This is a genomic window from Lentibacter sp. XHP0401, from assembly GCF_025751535.1.
Taxonomy (GTDB): Bacteria; Pseudomonadota; Alphaproteobacteria; order Rhodobacterales; family Rhodobacteraceae; genus Lentibacter.
Genome location: NZ_JAOWLC010000004.1, coordinates 1 through 17,694, shown reverse-complemented (window position 1 = coordinate 17,694; position 17,694 = coordinate 1). Strand labels below are relative to the sequence as shown.

At 53.4% G+C, this 17,694-nt stretch carries 14 protein-coding genes and 3 pseudogenes; 6 read left to right on the top strand and 11 right to left on the bottom strand.

The genetic code is table 11. The features are described from left to right. Positions 1 to 477 precede the first annotated feature (477 nt). The gene (locus tag OE750_RS06405) at positions 478 to 927 is read left to right on the top strand and encodes a hypothetical protein (RefSeq protein WP_263762669.1); all 450 of its coding nucleotides are present in this window, start codon (positions 478 to 480) and stop codon (positions 925 to 927) included. Positions 928 to 988: 61 nt separating this feature from the next. Continuing rightward, positions 989 to 1,423: a nucleoside diphosphate kinase regulator gene (rnk, locus tag OE750_RS06400; RefSeq protein WP_263762667.1), complete on the top strand. Its 435-nt coding sequence runs from the start codon at positions 989 to 991 to the stop codon at positions 1,421 to 1,423. Between the two features lie 546 nt (positions 1,424 to 1,969). Here rnk and OE750_RS06395 read toward each other — a convergent pair. The 10 genes and pseudogenes from OE750_RS06395 to OE750_RS06350 form a co-directional block, all read right to left on the bottom strand. Then, complete coding sequence (locus OE750_RS06395; RefSeq protein WP_263762665.1) at positions 1,970 to 4,768, bottom strand: Ig-like domain-containing protein; 2,799 nt, start codon at positions 4,766 to 4,768, stop codon at positions 1,970 to 1,972. Positions 4,769 to 5,194: 426 nt separating this feature from the next. Next, positions 5,195 to 5,899 (bottom strand): NYN domain-containing protein, encoded by a 705-nt coding sequence (locus OE750_RS06390; protein ID WP_263762663.1) that lies wholly within the window; start codon positions 5,897 to 5,899, stop codon positions 5,195 to 5,197. Between the two features lie 290 nt (positions 5,900 to 6,189). Further along, positions 6,190 to 6,896: pseudogene (locus OE750_RS06385) on the bottom strand (IS6 family transposase). Between the two features lie 122 nt (positions 6,897 to 7,018). Further along, positions 7,019 to 8,158, bottom strand: a complete 1,140-nt coding sequence (locus OE750_RS06380; RefSeq protein WP_263762661.1) for an alpha-hydroxy-acid oxidizing protein — start codon at positions 8,156 to 8,158, stop codon at positions 7,019 to 7,021. 9 nt (positions 8,159 to 8,167) lie between these two features. Next, positions 8,168 to 9,112, bottom strand: a complete 945-nt coding sequence (locus OE750_RS06375) for a ketopantoate reductase family protein (protein ID WP_263762659.1) — start codon at positions 9,110 to 9,112, stop codon at positions 8,168 to 8,170. Between the two features lie 67 nt (positions 9,113 to 9,179). Beyond that, positions 9,180 to 10,151, bottom strand: coding sequence for a TRAP transporter substrate-binding protein DctP (gene dctP / locus OE750_RS06370; protein ID WP_263762657.1), 972 nt, complete (start codon positions 10,149 to 10,151; stop codon positions 9,180 to 9,182). 30 nt (positions 10,152 to 10,181) lie between these two features. Beyond that, positions 10,182 to 11,495, bottom strand: a complete 1,314-nt coding sequence (locus OE750_RS06365) for a TRAP transporter large permease (protein WP_263762655.1) — start codon at positions 11,493 to 11,495, stop codon at positions 10,182 to 10,184. After that, the gene (locus tag OE750_RS06360) at positions 11,492 to 11,962 is read right to left on the bottom strand and encodes a TRAP transporter small permease (protein WP_263762653.1); all 471 of its coding nucleotides are present in this window, start codon (positions 11,960 to 11,962) and stop codon (positions 11,492 to 11,494) included. Before OE750_RS06360 ends, OE750_RS06365 begins: the two co-directional genes overlap by 4 nt. A gap of 206 nt (positions 11,963 to 12,168) precedes the next feature. Continuing rightward, positions 12,169 to 12,879, bottom strand: a complete 711-nt coding sequence (locus OE750_RS06355) for an IS6 family transposase (RefSeq protein WP_263762652.1) — start codon at positions 12,877 to 12,879, stop codon at positions 12,169 to 12,171. 46 nt (positions 12,880 to 12,925) lie between these two features. Next, positions 12,926 to 13,240 (bottom strand): annotated as a pseudogene (locus OE750_RS06350) (IS6 family transposase); the annotation flags it as partial. Between OE750_RS06350 and OE750_RS18185 the strand changes: the two are divergent. After that, the gene (locus tag OE750_RS18185) at positions 13,205 to 13,393 is read left to right on the top strand and encodes an integrase core domain-containing protein (RefSeq protein ID WP_412176205.1); all 189 of its coding nucleotides are present in this window, start codon (positions 13,205 to 13,207) and stop codon (positions 13,391 to 13,393) included. The pseudogene OE750_RS06350 and the gene OE750_RS18185 sit on opposite strands and share 36 nt — an antisense overlap. Here OE750_RS18185 and OE750_RS06345 read toward each other — a convergent pair. Further along, positions 13,390 to 14,310 carry a LysR family transcriptional regulator gene (locus tag OE750_RS06345; RefSeq protein WP_263762650.1) on the bottom strand — a complete coding sequence of 307 codons (921 nt, stop codon included), beginning with the start codon at positions 14,308 to 14,310 and terminating at the stop codon, positions 13,390 to 13,392. The genes OE750_RS18185 and OE750_RS06345 overlap by 4 nt on opposite strands. Positions 14,311 to 14,469: 159 nt before the next feature. Here OE750_RS06345 and nhaC point away from each other — a divergent pair, with 159 nt between their 5' ends. From nhaC to OE750_RS06330, 3 genes and pseudogenes are all read left to right on the top strand, one after another. Further along, complete coding sequence (gene nhaC / locus OE750_RS06340) at positions 14,470 to 15,882, top strand: Na+/H+ antiporter NhaC (protein WP_263762648.1); 1,413 nt, start codon at positions 14,470 to 14,472, stop codon at positions 15,880 to 15,882. Positions 15,883 to 15,952: 70 nt separating this feature from the next. After that, a complete protein-coding gene (locus tag OE750_RS06335) occupies positions 15,953 to 16,771 on the top strand; it encodes a hypothetical protein (protein WP_263762646.1) in 819 nt (272 codons plus the stop codon). Between the two features lie 305 nt (positions 16,772 to 17,076). Further along, positions 17,077 to 17,617 (top strand): annotated as a pseudogene (locus tag OE750_RS06330) (glutamate synthase-related protein); the annotation flags it as partial. Positions 17,618 to 17,694 lie beyond the last annotated feature (77 nt).

Genomic DNA, 17,694 nt, shown 5'->3' with positions numbered 1-17,694 from the left:
CCTGATTTGGGATGGAGGAGGTATTCATGACAAACCAAGAACGCGACATTCAACTCAAACTTAGAGTGCTCCAACACGCCAAGAAGATCGGCAATGCTCGCTAATAGTAGCGTCACTCACCATTTACCTTCAGAAAATCCTCTATCGCATGACACTAGTTTGTTTGGCAGATGACTTCAGTCCCGTTAGTCGCCATGCGGACTTTGCGGCAATTGGATGCCTCCGCATGTGGTCGAAAAGACGCGCGTGACTTCATGGCTTCATACTACAATCACCACACAGCCACCGCATACTTCAAGTTGTATTGACAGCTCCCCACTAAAGGCTAGGCTTGCCTCATGGTTATGCATGAGAATCATTTTCGGTTTCTGCTTCTAAACCGCCCCCTTCCCCGGGTGGCGAACGCTTAGGCGTTTCTTTTTCCCCGGGGCCTCTCAAATCGTTCATTGAGACTTCTTTCCTTTCTGGGGGATCACCATGCACATCATCAATCCTGCGCATCTGCTAACTGACAGCCCATATCAGCCATCTCATAAATGCTCGCCGCTAAAGGGCCGTTTTCAACTCACCCAAGCCGATCGGATCGGTATTGAACGGCTTCTTAGCCTCGACCTAACAGCGGAATGCCCAAACCCGACGTTGATCGAAGGCTTTCTACGCCACAAACTGCGTTTGGCCCGAAACTCTCCCGAACCTACACCCGCAAGCCTCGTGATGGCTGGGCGCCGTATTAAATACATGATCAGCGGCGGCAATGCTCGCAGCGGTATACTAACCTTGGTGCCCGGTAATAAAGCCGGCTGCATTCCAGTTACCTCATTTCTGGGAGCGACAATGTTGGGTATGCGCAAGATGCAAAGAGCGCCTCTGCTGCGTGACGACGGGTGGATCGAAACCCTCGTCGTGCTGGACGTCAGCGGCACTTAACGCCTTAGCAGCACCCCCCCTCGTCATTGCAACAGACTTTATCTATTTAAAAGGAAACCCTATGTCAGCTCCCTCTAAACCCCGTAGAACACGTCGCCCTAAGATCGTGTTGAGCAGCAACCGTTTAGCCGAGTTGGAGGCGCTGGCCGAAGGCTTGATGCGCCGCAACACTGACCTGGCCGAACTGCTGGTTGAAGAGCTTGGTCGCGCGCGTATTGTGTCCCAGTCCCGACTGCGCCCGGACGTCGTCGATATCGGCCGTGAGGTCACCTACCGCGATGAACTGACCGGACAGGATCACACAATCACTTTGGTCATCCCTCAGGATGCAGATATATCCAAAGGCTGGATTTCAGTTATCACTCCCATCGGGATCGCGCTAATCGGGCTGGCCGAGGATGCCGTGTTCCATTGGGAGACGCGGGACGGGCATCGACGCGAGTTGAAGGTTCTTAAGGTGGCCACCTTTGAACGCGAAGCGCTACAGGATGCCTAACATGACCAACGCAAGAATAGGAGCGCGCAATATCCATGTGCGGCCCGGGAGGTGTGGTTACATGCTGTGAACAGCACGGCGCACCTCCCGGGATAACCGCCGCCGATATAACGGCAAAACTTATCAAGGCCGGAGAGACGCCATGACCCTACACCTACCTTTTAATTGCCCCTCTTGCACATCTGCAATCCCACGTGCCGCAGCCGGACGCTGCCCGAGTTGTCGATACCAATTTGCTCAAGCGTTTCTGCAAAGGACCATCAAATGTCGTCGTTGTGATGCACCAATACCGCTTCAGGGTGCCGCAGCCTTGATCTGTGCTACCTGTCGCAATCGGCGTCCTTCGCCGCGTAGCAAAGATGCCGTCGGGGTGGCGGTTAGCGCATCAGTCCCATATGGATAGGAGGGATAGGCGGCGGATTGCCGACCTTCGCTGCAGAGGTTTCAGATGTCGGCTCTGCGGACGTTAAGCAATATGCGAAACAGAACGCTCGCCAACCAATGGTCAGCGGGCGTAGGATTTTTCGCCTTTTGGAGCGCTCCCGATCAGAACGTAAAGGCAACCTTAAAAGACAAGCCGTAGCTGGATACATCCGTGTCGCCGCCCAGACCGTCAACGAAAGCCGCACCGGACGTTCTCAAGCCGTTTCCGTTGTCGTAGCTCAGACCGACATCCACGCGGCCTCGGTAGCCTTCTTCTTCCGTGATGTAGGCACTGGCGGCGCCGCTGCCTTTGGTGTAGCTGTAGATTCCGGAAATCCCGAAATCGAGCATCAGATCGCCTTCGGGCACAAGGATCGGCACCTCAAAATCCAAACCGGCGGCAAGTTCAGTGAGGGTCACCTTTTGCTCCGGAACAACTGTGCCGCCACTGACGTAGGTGTTCTGGGAATCACTGACATGGCTCAACGTCAGGTTGGGAATGAGGGTCCAGCCCTTGTCCATCTGGACGCGCCCCTGCGCCCCCAAGGAGGCCAGCATCCGGTCACCCGTGAAGCTCCCCGTTTGACCGGAGGACAGGGTGATGTCGTTGTCGGTCTCGCCGAACAACAGCCGACCATCGACAAAGAACGGATGATCGCCGATCTGGGAGGCAAAATACGGCCCGACGAGCCAACCTGTGCCCTCAACCGTGGTTCCCTGCGCGTCCTCTTGTTCCGCGATGTCATATTGCACCATCGCGCCGAAGATCGTGCCCGAAGAAAGCTCGGTGTGGTAGCCGAGAGACGCGAGGCCATAGCTCATGTCTTCGGTGTCACTATCCGACCATGACCCAGAGACCGCTATCCACAAAGGGCCGTTCCCGCGGGAACTCAAAGCGAACTCGCCGCCTCCGCGAGAGAAACTAACGGTCGCATTGCCCGTGCGCTGTCCGGTGACGAAACGGGACACGTCCGGCTGGTTCTGGATCAGACTGCGGGAGCGGGCTTGCAAGAAATGCGCAATCGCTTCGCTTTGCTCCGCCGATGTGTCGAGCTGTGCCACGGCGGAGGCCGCCACAGACGGCTCGCCCGTCATGTCCTGCGCTGCACCGTCTGCAACGGAGACAGTGACATCGCCGCGATCGTCTGGCGTGATGGTGGCCGAATAGACCGACCCGCTCCCCGTGAGCGTGCCCATCGCCGCGTTCGTGATAGAAATATCCGACGCCTCAAATCCGGTGACATTCTCGGTGAAGGTAAATGTCGCGACGAAGCTCGTGCCACGCGTGATCGACACCGGAACGCCCGAAATCGTCAGGCCCGGCGCAACGCCGTCGGGCACGACGGAGATGATGTTCGAGGCTACGTTGTTATTGCCTGCCGCGTCGAGAACCGTGTTTGCACCAAGCTGGATCGATTGCGCGAAGTCTGTCCCTGTGGCCTGAAGCGTGTAGGTGTCACCGCTGCCCGACAAGGTGGAGAGATCGACATTTGTGGTAGAGAAATCGCTCAATTCCAGACCGGTCACATCCTCGCCGAAGCTGATCGTCACCGCGTAGGGCGTGCCCGGGAAGGCCGGCGTTGCCGCAAGGGTCGGCGTCGGATCGGTCAGGTCGGCGGTGTTGGTCGCAGCCGTCGCCGCCTCGTTGCCGAGCCCTGCATCATCCGTCACGGCGTTCTCGGGAAAATTGACCGTCACGACCCCGTCCGTGTCAGGGGTGATGGTGGCCGTGTAAACGGTCGCACTGGTTCGCTGCAAATTCGAGGCCGCGCCATTGCTGACCACAATGTGGCCCAGAGCCACGCCCGTCACCTCTTCGGAGAAGGTCATCGTCAGCGTGAAGGGCGCGTTCACCAGCCCCGTCGGCACATCGAGCGTCACCGACGGACGAGTCACATCCGCTGTGGTGCTCACCGTGTTTGAGGCGGTGTTGCCATTGCCCGCTGCATCCGTTGCAGCACTCACGGGGACCGACACGGTGACCGAGCCGTCAGCATCAGGCGTGATCGTGGCAGAGTAGACCTGTGCAGAGACAGCCTGAAGGTTCGACGCCGTGCCATTCACCACGGTGAAATCGCCAAGCGCAAATCCGGTCATGTCCTCATTGAAGGTCACGGTCACATCGAAGGGGCCGTTCACCTCGGTGGGGATTGCGGAGAGCACAGCGCTCGGCGCCGTCACATCCCGCGTGCCATTGAGTGTCGCGCCGGTGTTCGAATTTCCGGCCCGGTCAATGGCCGTCGCGGCCGCAACGGAGACCTGAAACGCCCCGGTGGAGCTAAGCGTGAGATCCGCAGTATATGTGGTCCCGCTACCGCTGAAATTCGAGAAAGAGCCGGCGCCGGTGCTGAGCGTCAGATCGCTCACATCAAAACCGGTGACGGTTTCGGAAAAGGTGAACGTAAGCGGAGTAACCGCGTTGTTGGTTGGGAGGCTGGACGAAGAGGTGATCGACAGCGTCGGGTTCACATTGTCGGGACTGTAGGCCTCATTCACACCGATGATACTGAAATCCGTCATGGCGTTACCCGCCGTGTCATAGATGGTGGCAGTGCCTCTTGGAACGAGCTGCACACTTCCGGTTCCATTGGTCACGGGATAAGAGAACCGCAGCGTGAAGCGATAGACGCTCGGCGTGACTTGAACCCCAGGGAATGCCCCAGGAGAGACAGAGCCAATAGATGTGCTAACGACAAAATCCCCAACAATATCGACATCGGTGACATCTTCGGTGAAGGTCACTTCCCATACCACTTCCGTCTCACTGGTAAATTGGTCCACAGGATCATAACGTGTGATCGACTGGATGCGTGGCGGCGTTGTGTCTGTCGCCTGCGCGCTGGCTTTCTCAGTGGCTGCTGTGATGCACCACAGTGTGGCAAAAGCCAGTGCGATGTGTTTCAGAAAATTTTGTGCGGTCATTTTCTTCCCCATGTATTCCCCATAAAACTGGGGCATGAAGAACAAACAACATACCCCAATGGTGGCGCAGTCATTCGACCGTGCCGCGTTCATTGAGCCAGTTGCTTGCGACGGTAAGGCGCAAAAGCGCGCCTTCGGATCTTCCCAAAAGCCGACATCTTACCGGTGAGGCCTGTGGCACCGGAGATTCTCAAGCTCCGGCACATTCTGTCTTTGAAAGCAGTCGTGAAAGCGTCTAATAGCTCGTCTTTGGAAAACAATGGTCTGTGCGGTATTTTGGTCACACCTATCGAAACCTGTGAACCCTGTTGCTGCCGCTCGTCTGCAGAATTCAACAAATTTTGCGTCACGTAAACCATATCCGACTTATGGGCCAAAGCTGTCATCCGCTGCATATTTCATGACTGTCTGCTCTGGGCCGTTCTCTCAGTTATCAAAACCTTGAGGCACAAATCTAACCTTGGCCTCCGGCCCCCGTGGGTCAAGCTGATAGAGTTCTGGGCGCTTCGAGAGATAGGCGCGCCAGGTCCGCTCGACATGTGAGCTGATCTTCACGCCATGCGAAGAATGCATTTTAGGTGCCAATTCCGAAATCCGCATTCCAGATCCTTTTTTGCTGTGAATGGCGATCATTGCGCGGATTTTTTCGTCTAGCTTAGTTGGGCTAAAGCGTTGCTGGATTGTTGAATTTGCTGGCATGGCACTACCCTTTGAGGCCACGGTCGAGAATTCGGTACAGGCCGCACGGAACAAGACTGGTGCCTTGTCTTCGCCAAGACCATACACCTCACACCCTCGTTCACGAAGTCGGTAAGCAAGATGGGAAAAATCCCCGTCTGACGTTGCTATGACGAATGCTTTTATCTCATTGGCTTGGCAGGCCTCGATGGCGTCGATGGAAAGTAGAATATCTGCACCGTTCTTTCCTGGCCCTGCATGGATAAAGCGAAAACCTGCAGCTTCCATCCATCCCGAGGCCGGATGCGCGCCACCGTACACGCGGACAACATCTAAACGCCCCAGTTGCCGTGCGAAGGCCATTATCTCTTCGCTGAAACAAGGGCTGATGTTGTCTCCATCAACAAAAAGAGCAATTGAAGATCCCATGCTTTGTTCCAGTCCAATATTCACGATATCAACATCTTGTAGACTTCGAACTTGTCAAAAAGTTGGCCCTACATTGATGCAATCAGAACCAATGTCCGCAATGCGGGCTGCGCCCGCAGCATCTTGACCAGTCGGTGAACGGCATCTGTGGGTGGCTCCTGCATTGCAAGCGTTTTCTGGCGATGTTTGCGGTCATTTTCGTCAGTACCGTCGTCTGTCCGGCCTGTTCATGTTTTGGCATTGCCTCCACTGGCCCTGATGGGCGTTGTCAGACAAATACGAACCAGCCTCAGCTACGGCAATAGCACTGCCCATTATGAGGCACAAAGACAACGCCACTCGTTAAGAGCGGCATCTCGATTGAGTTTGAAGTTATCTCGAGAGTAAAGGTGTCGTTCCTTGTTGAAGTGGTTGTTAATTGAGGACTGCACGGCAACGAATTTCTGTAGAGACCGCATCTGCCTGAAGCGCAGCATGGCGCGTTCTCGTCGTCGAAATGGCAGATGGGAGTTTTCGGCCCGGTTGTTTTGCCGGTGCCCCGTTTCCTGCTTTGACACGTTGCCAATGACTTTCATTGCGGCGCCGTAAGACTTCAGTTTGTCTGTTACGATGATCTCTGGCTGGCCGTAGCGCTTCATTGACTTTCTGAGGAATTTCAACGCCGCTTTACGATCACGACGTTTCGTGACGTAGCTTTCCAGCACCTCACCTTCGTGATCAATCGCCCGCCAAAGATAGTGCGTCACGCCGTTGATCTTCACGAACACCTCGTCCAAGTGCCATTGCCAATTCGAATAGGCGCGCATCTGACTGACCCTTTTCTTCCGATCTCTGCGGCAAACAACGGGCCAAATCTGCTCCACCAATACCGAACCGTTTCGTGGCTGATGTCGATACCAAGTTCATGCAAAAGACCCTCCACATTACGAAGCGAAAGCGGGAAACGAACGTACATCATCACTGCTAAACGGATGATCTCTGGGCTCGTCTTGAAGTAGCGGAAAGGGCTGTGTTTGGTCATACCGCAACGCTAATTTCTCACCCTGCCTGCCTCAACAAGTTTTCTTCTGACAGTGCCAAGGGGAGCGCTCTGCCCGGCTCAAGCCAGTTTGCTCTTACAGGGCCACTTGAAGAGCGTTTTTCTTAGAAGTCGCGATTTTCTGCATCGAGAAGCAAGTCAGGTGTTAGCTCCGATGGGGAACGTGAACCGACTAAAGCAAGCGTCCTGTCCATTTCATCTATCAAGATTTCGAGAAGATGTTCAACACCCAACTGTCCACGCGCAGCTACCGCGTATAGCGCCGCTCGTCCGATTCCAATCATGGCCGCACCCCGGCACAGACATTTGATCGCATCAGAACCTCGCCGGACTCCACTGTCAACCAGAACCGGTATATCGACCGCCTCTGAAACTTCACCCAATACATCAACTGGCACGGCGCAACCATCTATCTGCCGCCCACCATGATTTGACAGGATTACCGCATCAACCCCCAGCGTAGCGCACCGCTGTGCATCTTCTTTACGCATTATACCTTTCACGATCAAACGCTTCGGCCAGATGTCGCGTAGGGCAACCAAAGCATCCCAATCGAAGCTGGAATCCATCTGTCGCTGCAACAAGGCTGCTTGTAACTCTGGTGATGGCGCGTCCAAAGTTTCAAAATTTGCAAGCTTGGGGATGCCATTGCGCAAAAGATCAATAGACCATCGTGGATGCAATGCACCGTCGATCAACATGCGAGGACCATAAGACGGGGGCACACCAAAGCGTGACCGCATGTCCCGCTCGCGGTAACCGTTTACCGGCACATCTACAGTCAGGATCAGGGCGTCATAATCAGCATCCAGCGCACGACGGCACATAACCTCGGCAACCTCGCGGCTCATAACATATAATTGGAACCACTTTTCACCATCGCCTGCTCGCGCAATTTCTTCAATTGACATGTTTGAAGCTGTCGAAAGTGCAAAGGGAATGCCTTTGGCCGCCGCAGCCCGCGCGAGCATCGCATCGGCACCGGGCCGCAGAACACCGTTCAGTCCGGTGGGTGAAAGGTAAAGCGGCAGAGCGTGGTGTTTTCCAAACAATTCTGTCTGGAGGCTGCGTTGACTGACATTTATCAGGCGCCGCGGTAGGAACTGCCAGCGATCAAAAGCTGTCTGATTGTGGATCAGCCCATTTTCATCTTCAGCACCGCCTTCGAGAAAGTCAAAAACCATACGGGGCAGACGTCGCCGGGCCAGATACCGGTAGTCATGGGTGCTGATTGGATGTCGCATGATTTTTTCTCAAGCTGCCTTGGTGCTTCGCCGCTGAGCGATATTTTCGCGCATGCGGATTAGATTGCAAACAAGGGTGTGGGTCGGTGTCGAGATACCCTGCCGCACGCCCTCGCGCACAATCGCACCGTTTAAGCAGTCGATTTCAGTTATCCTGCCAGCACGAAGATCGATAGTCATCGACGGGATATGTGACGCAGCATCGCGACCAACATCGTTCAGATAGTCCCGCGCAGATTGCGTGGTTATATCGATATCTTTTTTATGCGCGATGGTGGCAAGTTCGGAAATTAAACCGTCAAAAATTAGGGCCGCTTCTTCATCAACCATCGTTTCACCAACATTGCAGTCGAGCAATCCACAGATAGGGTTAAAACAGCAATTAATAATCAGCTTTTTCCATATTCGGAGATCGATTTCAGGGTCTAATGCTGCAGCATAATCGCCCTTATTCAACAGATCATGCAGAGCGGTGTCGCGCGCATCCGGCTGTCCATTTTGGCGCCAGAAATAGGTTTCGCCACGACCAGAGAAGCTAGCCTCAATCCGGCCTGCGCCGAGCATTTCGCTGGTTAAGGTCGTCAGCCCATAGGCGACAGGATTATCCGGAATAGCTTCAGCAATTAGCTCAGGGTTGCCGATGCCATTTTGCAATGTCACAAGCAATGTATTGTCTCCAACCAAGGGCAGTGCCATTTGTGCTGCTTTTGCCGTATGGCCGTATTTCACAAAAAACATGACAACATCGCAAGGGCCCACATCTGCAGGCGAAGTCACAGCAGTGAGCGGCACATTCAGTGTTCCGCCGTCCTTTTCAACCACGAGTCCGTTGCTTCTGATCGCGTCGATATGTTCTTTCCATGGGTCGATCGCCACCACATCAGCGCCGGCTTTTACTAGCTGCCAAGCAAATAGGCACCCCATCGCACCAGCGCCGACGATTGCTATTTTCATGATGTTCTCCTGCAAAATTCGGTGACATGGAAAATGGCGGCGCAAAGAGGTTTGCGCCGCCACAATTTTATTTTACCAAAAGGTCGCGTAGTTTCTGCCCAGCTTCCGGGCTTGCTGCCATCACTGGCTTCCAACCTTCTTCGTTTGACATTTTTACAAAGTTGTCCAACTGCTCGCCTTCAAGCTCGACGGTCGCAATGCCATACTCTGCCTGACGGGCGAATTCTGCATTCGCAAACTCATTGTAGCGGTTCGCCTCGCTCTCAAATGCAACCATCTGTTCGGTGAGGAAATCCTGCTGCTCTTGAGTAAGTTTTTCCCAGCTGGCTTCGCTGAAATAAACGCCCGTTTCAACCTGGTTAAAGCCAGGTTCGATCCGCGCTGCAGTCTTTTCTTGCCAACCAAGGTCAAAAACCCCCAGAGATGGCCAAGCATAGCCGTCGATTGTGCCGCGCTCCAGTGCAGTGAACACTTCGCCAGGAGCAGTCTGTACCGGTGTTATTCCGAGTCCGGTAAAAAACGCTTGATAGGTGGGCGCGGAGCGGATCTTCAGCGCATCAAAATCGACATCATCGGGCAGTTCTGACAAATAGATGTAATATTGGATGTTTTGCGTTAAACGCCCCAACCAGTGAATTTTGGCTTTATCTCGGTGCAGCTGGTCAAGCAGATCATAACCACCGTTTTCCCGCAACTCTTCCATTGATAGGTTGGTCAATGTCATGGCGAGCCCCTCCGGTACGAGGTTCGCATGAAAGACGGCAGTTGTGTTTGCAAGGTCAATGATCCCGCCGCGAAGGGCGTTACCTACTTCGAAGGGCGGCATGGCCTCGGGTCCGCCAATCACCTCGATCTGCACGATACCCTTGCCATTTTCATTCACACGCTCCACGAAGCGCTCGAATGGCTCATAGAAAACTGTACCAAGCTGAAATGCCGACACGGAACGAAGCGCTACTTCGTCTGCTTGGGCAGCACTGCTGAGGCCAGACACTGCCACAGCTGTGGCCAGTGCATATTTCATCGCATTGAAAGTCATTATTATTCTCCTGTTGGTTTGTTGTGGTTATCATTGAAGCAGAGATGGCAAGAACATCGTTATTTCGGGCACAATTAACATCAATGCCAGCACTGCTAGTTCGATCAAAATAAAGGGAACAGCTGCCTTGTATATCTGTAGAAGCGGGGTTTGGCGGCTGGCCCCCTGCATCACCATTAACAATAGGCCAAAGGGCGGCGTCAGCAGGCCCAGCTCAATAGCAACCAGCATCATCAGGCCCAACCAGACAGGATCAATTCCGACAGAATGAGCAATGGGCATAAAGAAAGGCAAGGTTATCATCATGATAGAAATCTGGTCGATCAGACATCCCATAATTAAGATGATGGCCAACATTGTGACAATCAGGACGATTGGCGTTGGGTCAACTTCGCGGATGACTTGCATGAAGCCCGACGTGGCACCCGAAAAGGACAAAATCTGTGAGAATGTCATCGATGCGACAATGATAAAGAGGATTGAAATCGAAACCTTCGCTGTTTCCGTCAATGATTTGACCAAATTAGTTAAGGTGAGTTTGCGATAGGCGATTGTTGCAATCAGCGCGGCAACCGAGCCGAGTGCCGCCGCTTCTGTCGGGGTAGCAATGCCCGAAAGCATGCTCCCGATTACAGCAATAAATATCCCGGACAGTGGCACAACATCCCGTAAAAAAGGAACATAGCGCTCCCGTTTGCTTAGAACCACTGCTTTATCTTCGCGGGGAGCGCTACCCGGTGACAGGATTGCGGTCATGATTACAAACACCAGAAAGAGCAGGGCCATCAGCAAGCCTGGGAGGAGTCCTCCAATCAGGAGTTGTGATATGGATATCCCCGATAATGATCCGAGCATCACCGCCAGAGCTGAAGGCGGAATCAACACTGCAATTCCACCAACGGCCATAGCAGGCCCGAAAGTCAGCGTGGGAGAGTAACCACGGCGCAACATGTCCTGTGAAAGCGTTCCGCCCAGCATTGCTGTATTGGCGATCGAAGACCCTGAAAGCGCAGCAAAAGTCGTGCCTCCAACGACAGTTACACAGGCTAGCCGAGCGGGCAAACGCACCAGCAGTTTTTCTACGGCGTCAATTGCCCTGTAAGCCAAACCAGTGTGAAACAATAGTTCACCCATCAAGACAAATAGCGGGATTGGCGCCAATGCGAAGGAATTGACAGAGCCGGATGCATTGCGCACCAACTGCACCAGCCCTGCTTCACCTCCTAGGAAAATCCAGGCGCCAATAAGGTTGGCGCCAAGGAAGGCAAATGCGACGGGCAAACCGATTGCGAATTGAATCGCCAGCAAGCCAACCATCATCAGAAGGATATGCGACCAGATCATTGGTTATCTCCTGATATAAAGCGCACCAGAAACTCAAAACTGCACAGCGCGAAACACCAAATGACTGGGACCATCATCCACCATTCGGGAAAAACGAGGTTCTTGAATACAATTGAGCCTGACTTGGAACTCTCGATTGCGGCAGAGACGGCCAGCCAAGTAACGATCACAGAAATAACCAGACCCAGCGCATAAGAAGCGCGCACGAGGACAATGGCGGCGGACGATGACACGACGCGCAGCAGGATATCAACATTGACATGCCCCGTCTGACGCAGCACCCATGGTGCTCCACCAAAAGTAGAAATGGTCAACAGATATTCTGTCAGTTCATTGAGCCAAGGCCATTTGGCTAAACCTAGGTTGCGGATGAAAATATCCATTACGACCATTACAGCAAGCAGTCCAAAACCCGCCGCCGCAATGGCTCCGGAAATCGCAAATAGTGTGCTTAATCTTGCGTGCAAATCTATCGCCCACCCTTAAATTACATGCATTTGCATCAATAAGTCTTTTAAGCTTGAAATAGTCAAGTCTTAATAACCAGAAGGCAAATCAAACTGGGATGAAACGAAAATTGAAGCTGTATACAGGGGCGCTGTCATGTGTGGACGGCTCCGGGCATTGTCAAGTTGTCGGCGATCTATCGCAACGATAGCCTGGGTGCCGGATATCAAGCAGCTTTCAGCTCTCGCGTGATGTCGTCCCAGATCCAATGGGCGTCGGCTCTGGACTGACGGTAGCAAGTGGCTGAAAGGGTGTGGCGGCGCGGGCGGAAGACGGTTTGGACTTGGTCGTGGACGGATATGAACTGCTGAGCCTGCCGGGGGGATTTGAACCGACCCATGATCTTTTCTCGCCGTCGGGTCGGCCTATGTGACCCTTCGGATCGATTGTTGAGACCCTTATGGCTGCGATGCTCGTTTCCCGGAGCAAGCTTCTTCAGAGCTGCTCCGTAGCTTCGGAGTTTATCTGTAACGACTCGTGGTTCGCCAAACGCCTTGAATAGCTTGCGGAAAAACCGGTCTGCGGCCCGTTTGTTGCGCCGAGCTTGGACGAGAATATCTAGCACGTCGCCTTTGCTGTCGACAGCCCGCCATAGCCAATACTTCTTGCCGTTTATCGGAAGACCGACTTCGTCCAGGTGCCATTTATCCGCCACTTTGGGTCGATCTCGGCGGATCACCGTGGCATACTGAGATCCGAATTTCGCTACCCAAGCGCGGATGGACTCGTAGTTGACCGTAATTCCGCGTGCGGCCAGCAAGTCCTCGACATCGCGCAAACTCATGGGAAATCGATGATAGGCCCAGACGGCGTATGCAATAATCTCAGGAGGAAACCGATGGCCCGAGAAGGCGCCAGATTGCTTGGGCTTGGTCATACGAATGCATACCCCGAAGGGAAGTATCCCGCAACTTGATGATCTCGTAACGCTTCATTGATTTTCTTAGGAGTTTCAACGCCGCTTTACGATCACGGCGTTTTGTGACGAATCTTTCCAAGATTTCCCCTTCCTGATCTACTGCCCGCCAAAGATAATGCGTCTCGCCGTTTATCTTCACGAAAATTTCGTCCAAGTGCCACTGCCAGTTTGAATGCGCCCGCAACTGCTGGGCACGCCTTTTACGTATTTCTCCAGAAAAAATTGGACCAAATCTGTTCTGCCAGAAACGGATAGTTTCGTGGCTGACGTCGATGCCCCGCTCATGCAGCAGATCCTCAACGTTCCGAATGCAGAGTGGTTCCACAGCACAAGACAGGCGCAGGTCGCGATCAATGTTTGGCTCAAGCAATACAATCGGATCAGGCCCCATCATGCATTAGGTATGCGCCCTCCGGTGCCAGAAACCTTATTAGAGAACAGCAAAATTAGTGGTCCCGAAAAAGGGGGCTAGACAACCTGACAACACTGCAGGTCTTTGGTCACCCGATTGACGAGCCATTGCTCGAACAACTTGCAACCCCTACTATAGATCCGGTCAGGATTATGTCTAAGTGTATATCCTGCTGCAGATTGCACGCGAAGGCCTTCAAGCTCCACAAGCGTGCCGGACACCAGCGCATCCAGAACCAGAAAACTACGCCCCATAGCAATGCCCTGACCATGCTCGGCCAGCAGCAAACTCATGTTCGACTGCGGGAAGCGTCGAAGCTCCCCAACCGAAATCGAGGTATCATATTGTCCCGCCCACTGCCTCCAAGTGTCACTGATTAATGTCGAAGTGTCTCCTAGTAGCGGCAGCTCGGGAAGCTTGGCAAGGAGCGCATCGGACGAAATCCCAGCAAGCCCGTGCCGCGCCGCAAAAGCCGGAGAAGCTACCGGGAACAGGGCTTCCTGTGCAAGCCAGCCAGACGCTCTGCTCATGTCATACGAAATTGTCAAATCAGCAAAGGAATTCTCGAAGCTGGAACTACCGGCATCAGTCACTATCGTAACATCTACCTCCGGATGTTTCCGGGAGAAGTTGGACAGGCGGGGGAGGAGCCAGCGAACGCAAAAACCCGGAAGCACTTGGAGCGTAACTTCCAGGCTTTCTTCCTGCTCACGTGTGTTTTCTATGGCTTGCCATAGACTCTCGAAGGCGTTTCTTTGCGCCTTGAGAATGCTATGCCCGGCCGGAGTGAGGACAACACCGCGCCCTTCCTTTCGAAATAATCTGACGCCCAGTCGTTGCTCGAGCTGTTTGATCTGCTGGCTGGCTGCGCTTTGCGTGATACCCAGTGCCTCTGCCGCAGCTGTGAAGCTGTTTTTCGACGCGCACGCCTCGAATACGCGAAATGCCTTCTCTGATGGCAACAAAAATCTCTGCATAATGCTCCAAGACTGCGGTTAGTTAACGTGTTATTATTTCAAGCATATCCACCTGCGGTACGCAAACATATTAGCAAAATCTAATCATATCGGAAAAATATATGTATGTTTTTTCTCAACCTAACCTTTAGGTAACTCCCAAACTAAAAGGGGAGACCAATGGAATATACTGAAAAAGACCCGACTTTCGCGCAGGCGGCTCTAACTTTTAGCGCCATCGTGCTTGTAATCGGCACTGGTTTGTTTGGCTTCGGCGTTAGCCTGCACAGCTTGATGCTTATCTGTCTGATCATTGCTGCCAGCAGCGCGTGGTTTCTCAAAAGAAGCGGGTTTGATGAAATCCGCGCGGCAATGAACGGCGGCATTTCTGGAGCCTTCGGTGCAATCTATATATTCATATTGATCGGCGTGCTGATTGCTTCGTTTATCCAGTCCGGCACGGTCGGAGCGCTCATTTACTACGGGCTGCAGTTCATATCTCCTGCGGTCTTTCTGCCAGCCGGTGTTATTCTCTGTATCTTTATGTCGATCGCGACAGGTACAAGTTGGGGCACCGTCGGCACGGCCGGTATCGTACTCATCGGAATTGGCGAGGCTATGGGTATCCCGCTACCAATTGTGGCTGGCGCCGTTGTGTCGGGGGCCAGCTTCGGGGACAAAATGTCACCTGTCTCGGATACGACCAACCTTGCAGCAATGTCGGCCGAGACGAGTCTTTACGCGCACATCAAATCGATGACCTACACGACCATACCGACGCTGCTAATCGTGCTCGTCGTATTCTCGGTGATCAGTATGCAATACGCGGATCACGCATTGCCTATAGAGCGCCTCGAAAACCTGATGGGCGCACTCGAATCGACATATGCTGTCAATCTTCTCTGTCTACTACCTTTTGTGGTCATGATCGCCCTGATTCTCATGAGCGTCGCCGCGGAACCGGCAATGATCGCTGCGGCTGCATCTGCAGTTTTGATTGCGATCGTCATGCAAGGCGCTGATCCGGTGAGCGTACTCAATGCGCTTTATGGCGGCGGCGGCACCGGCAACACGGGCGTTGAAACTCTAGACAATCTGCTTGCCCGCGGAGGTATCACATCGATGATGTGGACACTGGCTCTGGCCCTGATGGCCTTGGCCTTGGGTGGTATACTGAATACATTCGGTTTCCTACGTGTCTTGATCGAGACGATCGTTTCGCGGGTGAAATCAGCGTTTGGCCTGGTTACCTCGACGATTGTTGCCTGCCTCGCCGGAAACATGACGATGGGCGAAGCCTATATGTCGATCGTCCTCGGTGGCCAGTTGTTCGGCCCAGCATATGACAAGGCCGAAGTTGACCGGCGCGTTCTATCGCGTTCGCTTGAAGAAGGAGCAACACTGACGACGACGCTGATCCCGTGGACAACGGGTGGTGCGTTCTTCGCCACGACATTAGGGGTCGACGTTATCGAATATGCCCCTTGGGCGCTGTTAAACTGGATGAATCCGCTTGTCGCAATGCTCTTCGCAATGCTCGGTATCGGCCTTTTCCGCAAGCCCATGCTACAAGCCAAAACGCAATCGGACTGAAGTTCACTTTTAACCGGCCCTTGCAGCGCCAAAGCTGCGGGACCGACGTAGCATGAAAGGACTATTCATAATGACACTGCAAGACTACTCACCCTTGAAGATTGATGCGTTGGCCAGCACTCGTGCCATGCCCGATGACCTGATTGCGGCAATCCCAGTCTTGATGGTCAACCGACTGGGCACGACGCCCACGGCCTATATGAAAACCGAGAACTTCCTCAGCCATTGCGAACCTGGGAAAAATTACCGCGTTTCGATAGACGAAGGCTTCGTACCCTCAGATGAGGGGCCGGCCCCAAGGCCGAAACCGGTTCAACCGCCCCATCTAGTTCTGGACGGCCAGTGGGATGAAGCTATCAACTACACCAATGATAGCTCCAACATTCTGGGCGGGAACGGACGCTACGTTCATTCAAGCGGTAAAACCGAAATCGTAATTCCGGTCGCAGAAACAACCGCTGAGCATCTGGCCTATTACGGAAGTTGGCTCGTCAAATCTGGCAACCCTGTGAGATTTGAATCGACAGGGAACCTGCCTGTAACCGTCACATCGGTTGGTCATGATTACCCCCAAAATTACCTGCTGCGCGAAGAACTGGGCGGCGGGGCTTATCTTGAAGTTCACGATCGCCCCCATTTTCATATGCCACTTGAGCACAACAATGGCGGATATTTGATCATAGGGAAAATGGGCGATGACGGCATTAAACGGGTTTCAGCATTCCACATTCCTTATGGCTATGGAATTCATATGGGGCCATGGGTGATCCACAGCGACGCCTATATCATCGGACGCCATCTGGTAATTTATTCTGCAACTCCGGAGTTCTCTACCGTTATTCTGCGGGATGCGGAAAACGAACTGACTTCAATTAAATTTGCTACCTGAGATTGAGGGGCTGGGCGCTCGTGCGTCCAGCCCGTTATCAAAACTCTCAGCGTTTCGCAGCGCCAGCTTCCCTTCACATGAACTGACGTTAACTATGCTTTCGCGCAAAAGCATTGCCGTTTGTTGAACGGTGGAGCGTGCAACAGTTTGAAAGAGTGAGTATCTGGGCTACAAGGTGGTTTGACCATTCGATCTGCTGAATGACATTAGCAAAGGCTTATCATGATATGACCTATTTCCGCGTACGCTACACTCTGCTCGCCACGGCTTTTCTAGCAGCTCTGACCTTCGGATATGTCGCTGTAATGACCCATTCCGGCTGGGCGGCAATACTATTTACGGTCTTCTCGGCTTTGCTTGCTCTTGGCGTTTATGACCTTATCCAACCTCGGCACGCCGTATTACGGAACTATCCTATTATCGGTCATATCCGCTATCTTATGGAGGCCATCCGCCCTGAAATTCGACAGTATCTTCTTGAGAGCGATCAAGATGAAGAACCCTTCAGCCGGGAAACCCGCAGTCTGGTCTATCAGAGGGCAAAAGGCGTCGAGGACAAAAAACCTTTTGGCACATCCGAACACGTATACGAGTCCGGTTATGCTTGGGTAACACACTCTGCCATGCCGAAGCATATCACCGACAGTGATTTCCGGGTGAGGATCGGCGGAAGTAAATGCACTCAGCCCTACGATGCTTCGATTTACAACATATCGGCGATGAGTTTTGGCTCGCTTTCCGCCAATGCAATTCAGGCCTTGAACGCCGGTGCGCGGCAGGGTGGCTTTGCACATGACACGGGTGAAGGCGGCATCAGCCGTTCACCATCGGCAAGGTGGTGACTTGTGTCCGTCGTCAGAGTTTTTGGGTCCAAGAGCGGCCTAAACTAAGAGAGAGTTTGGCTCATCTAGTTGGTTTGATTA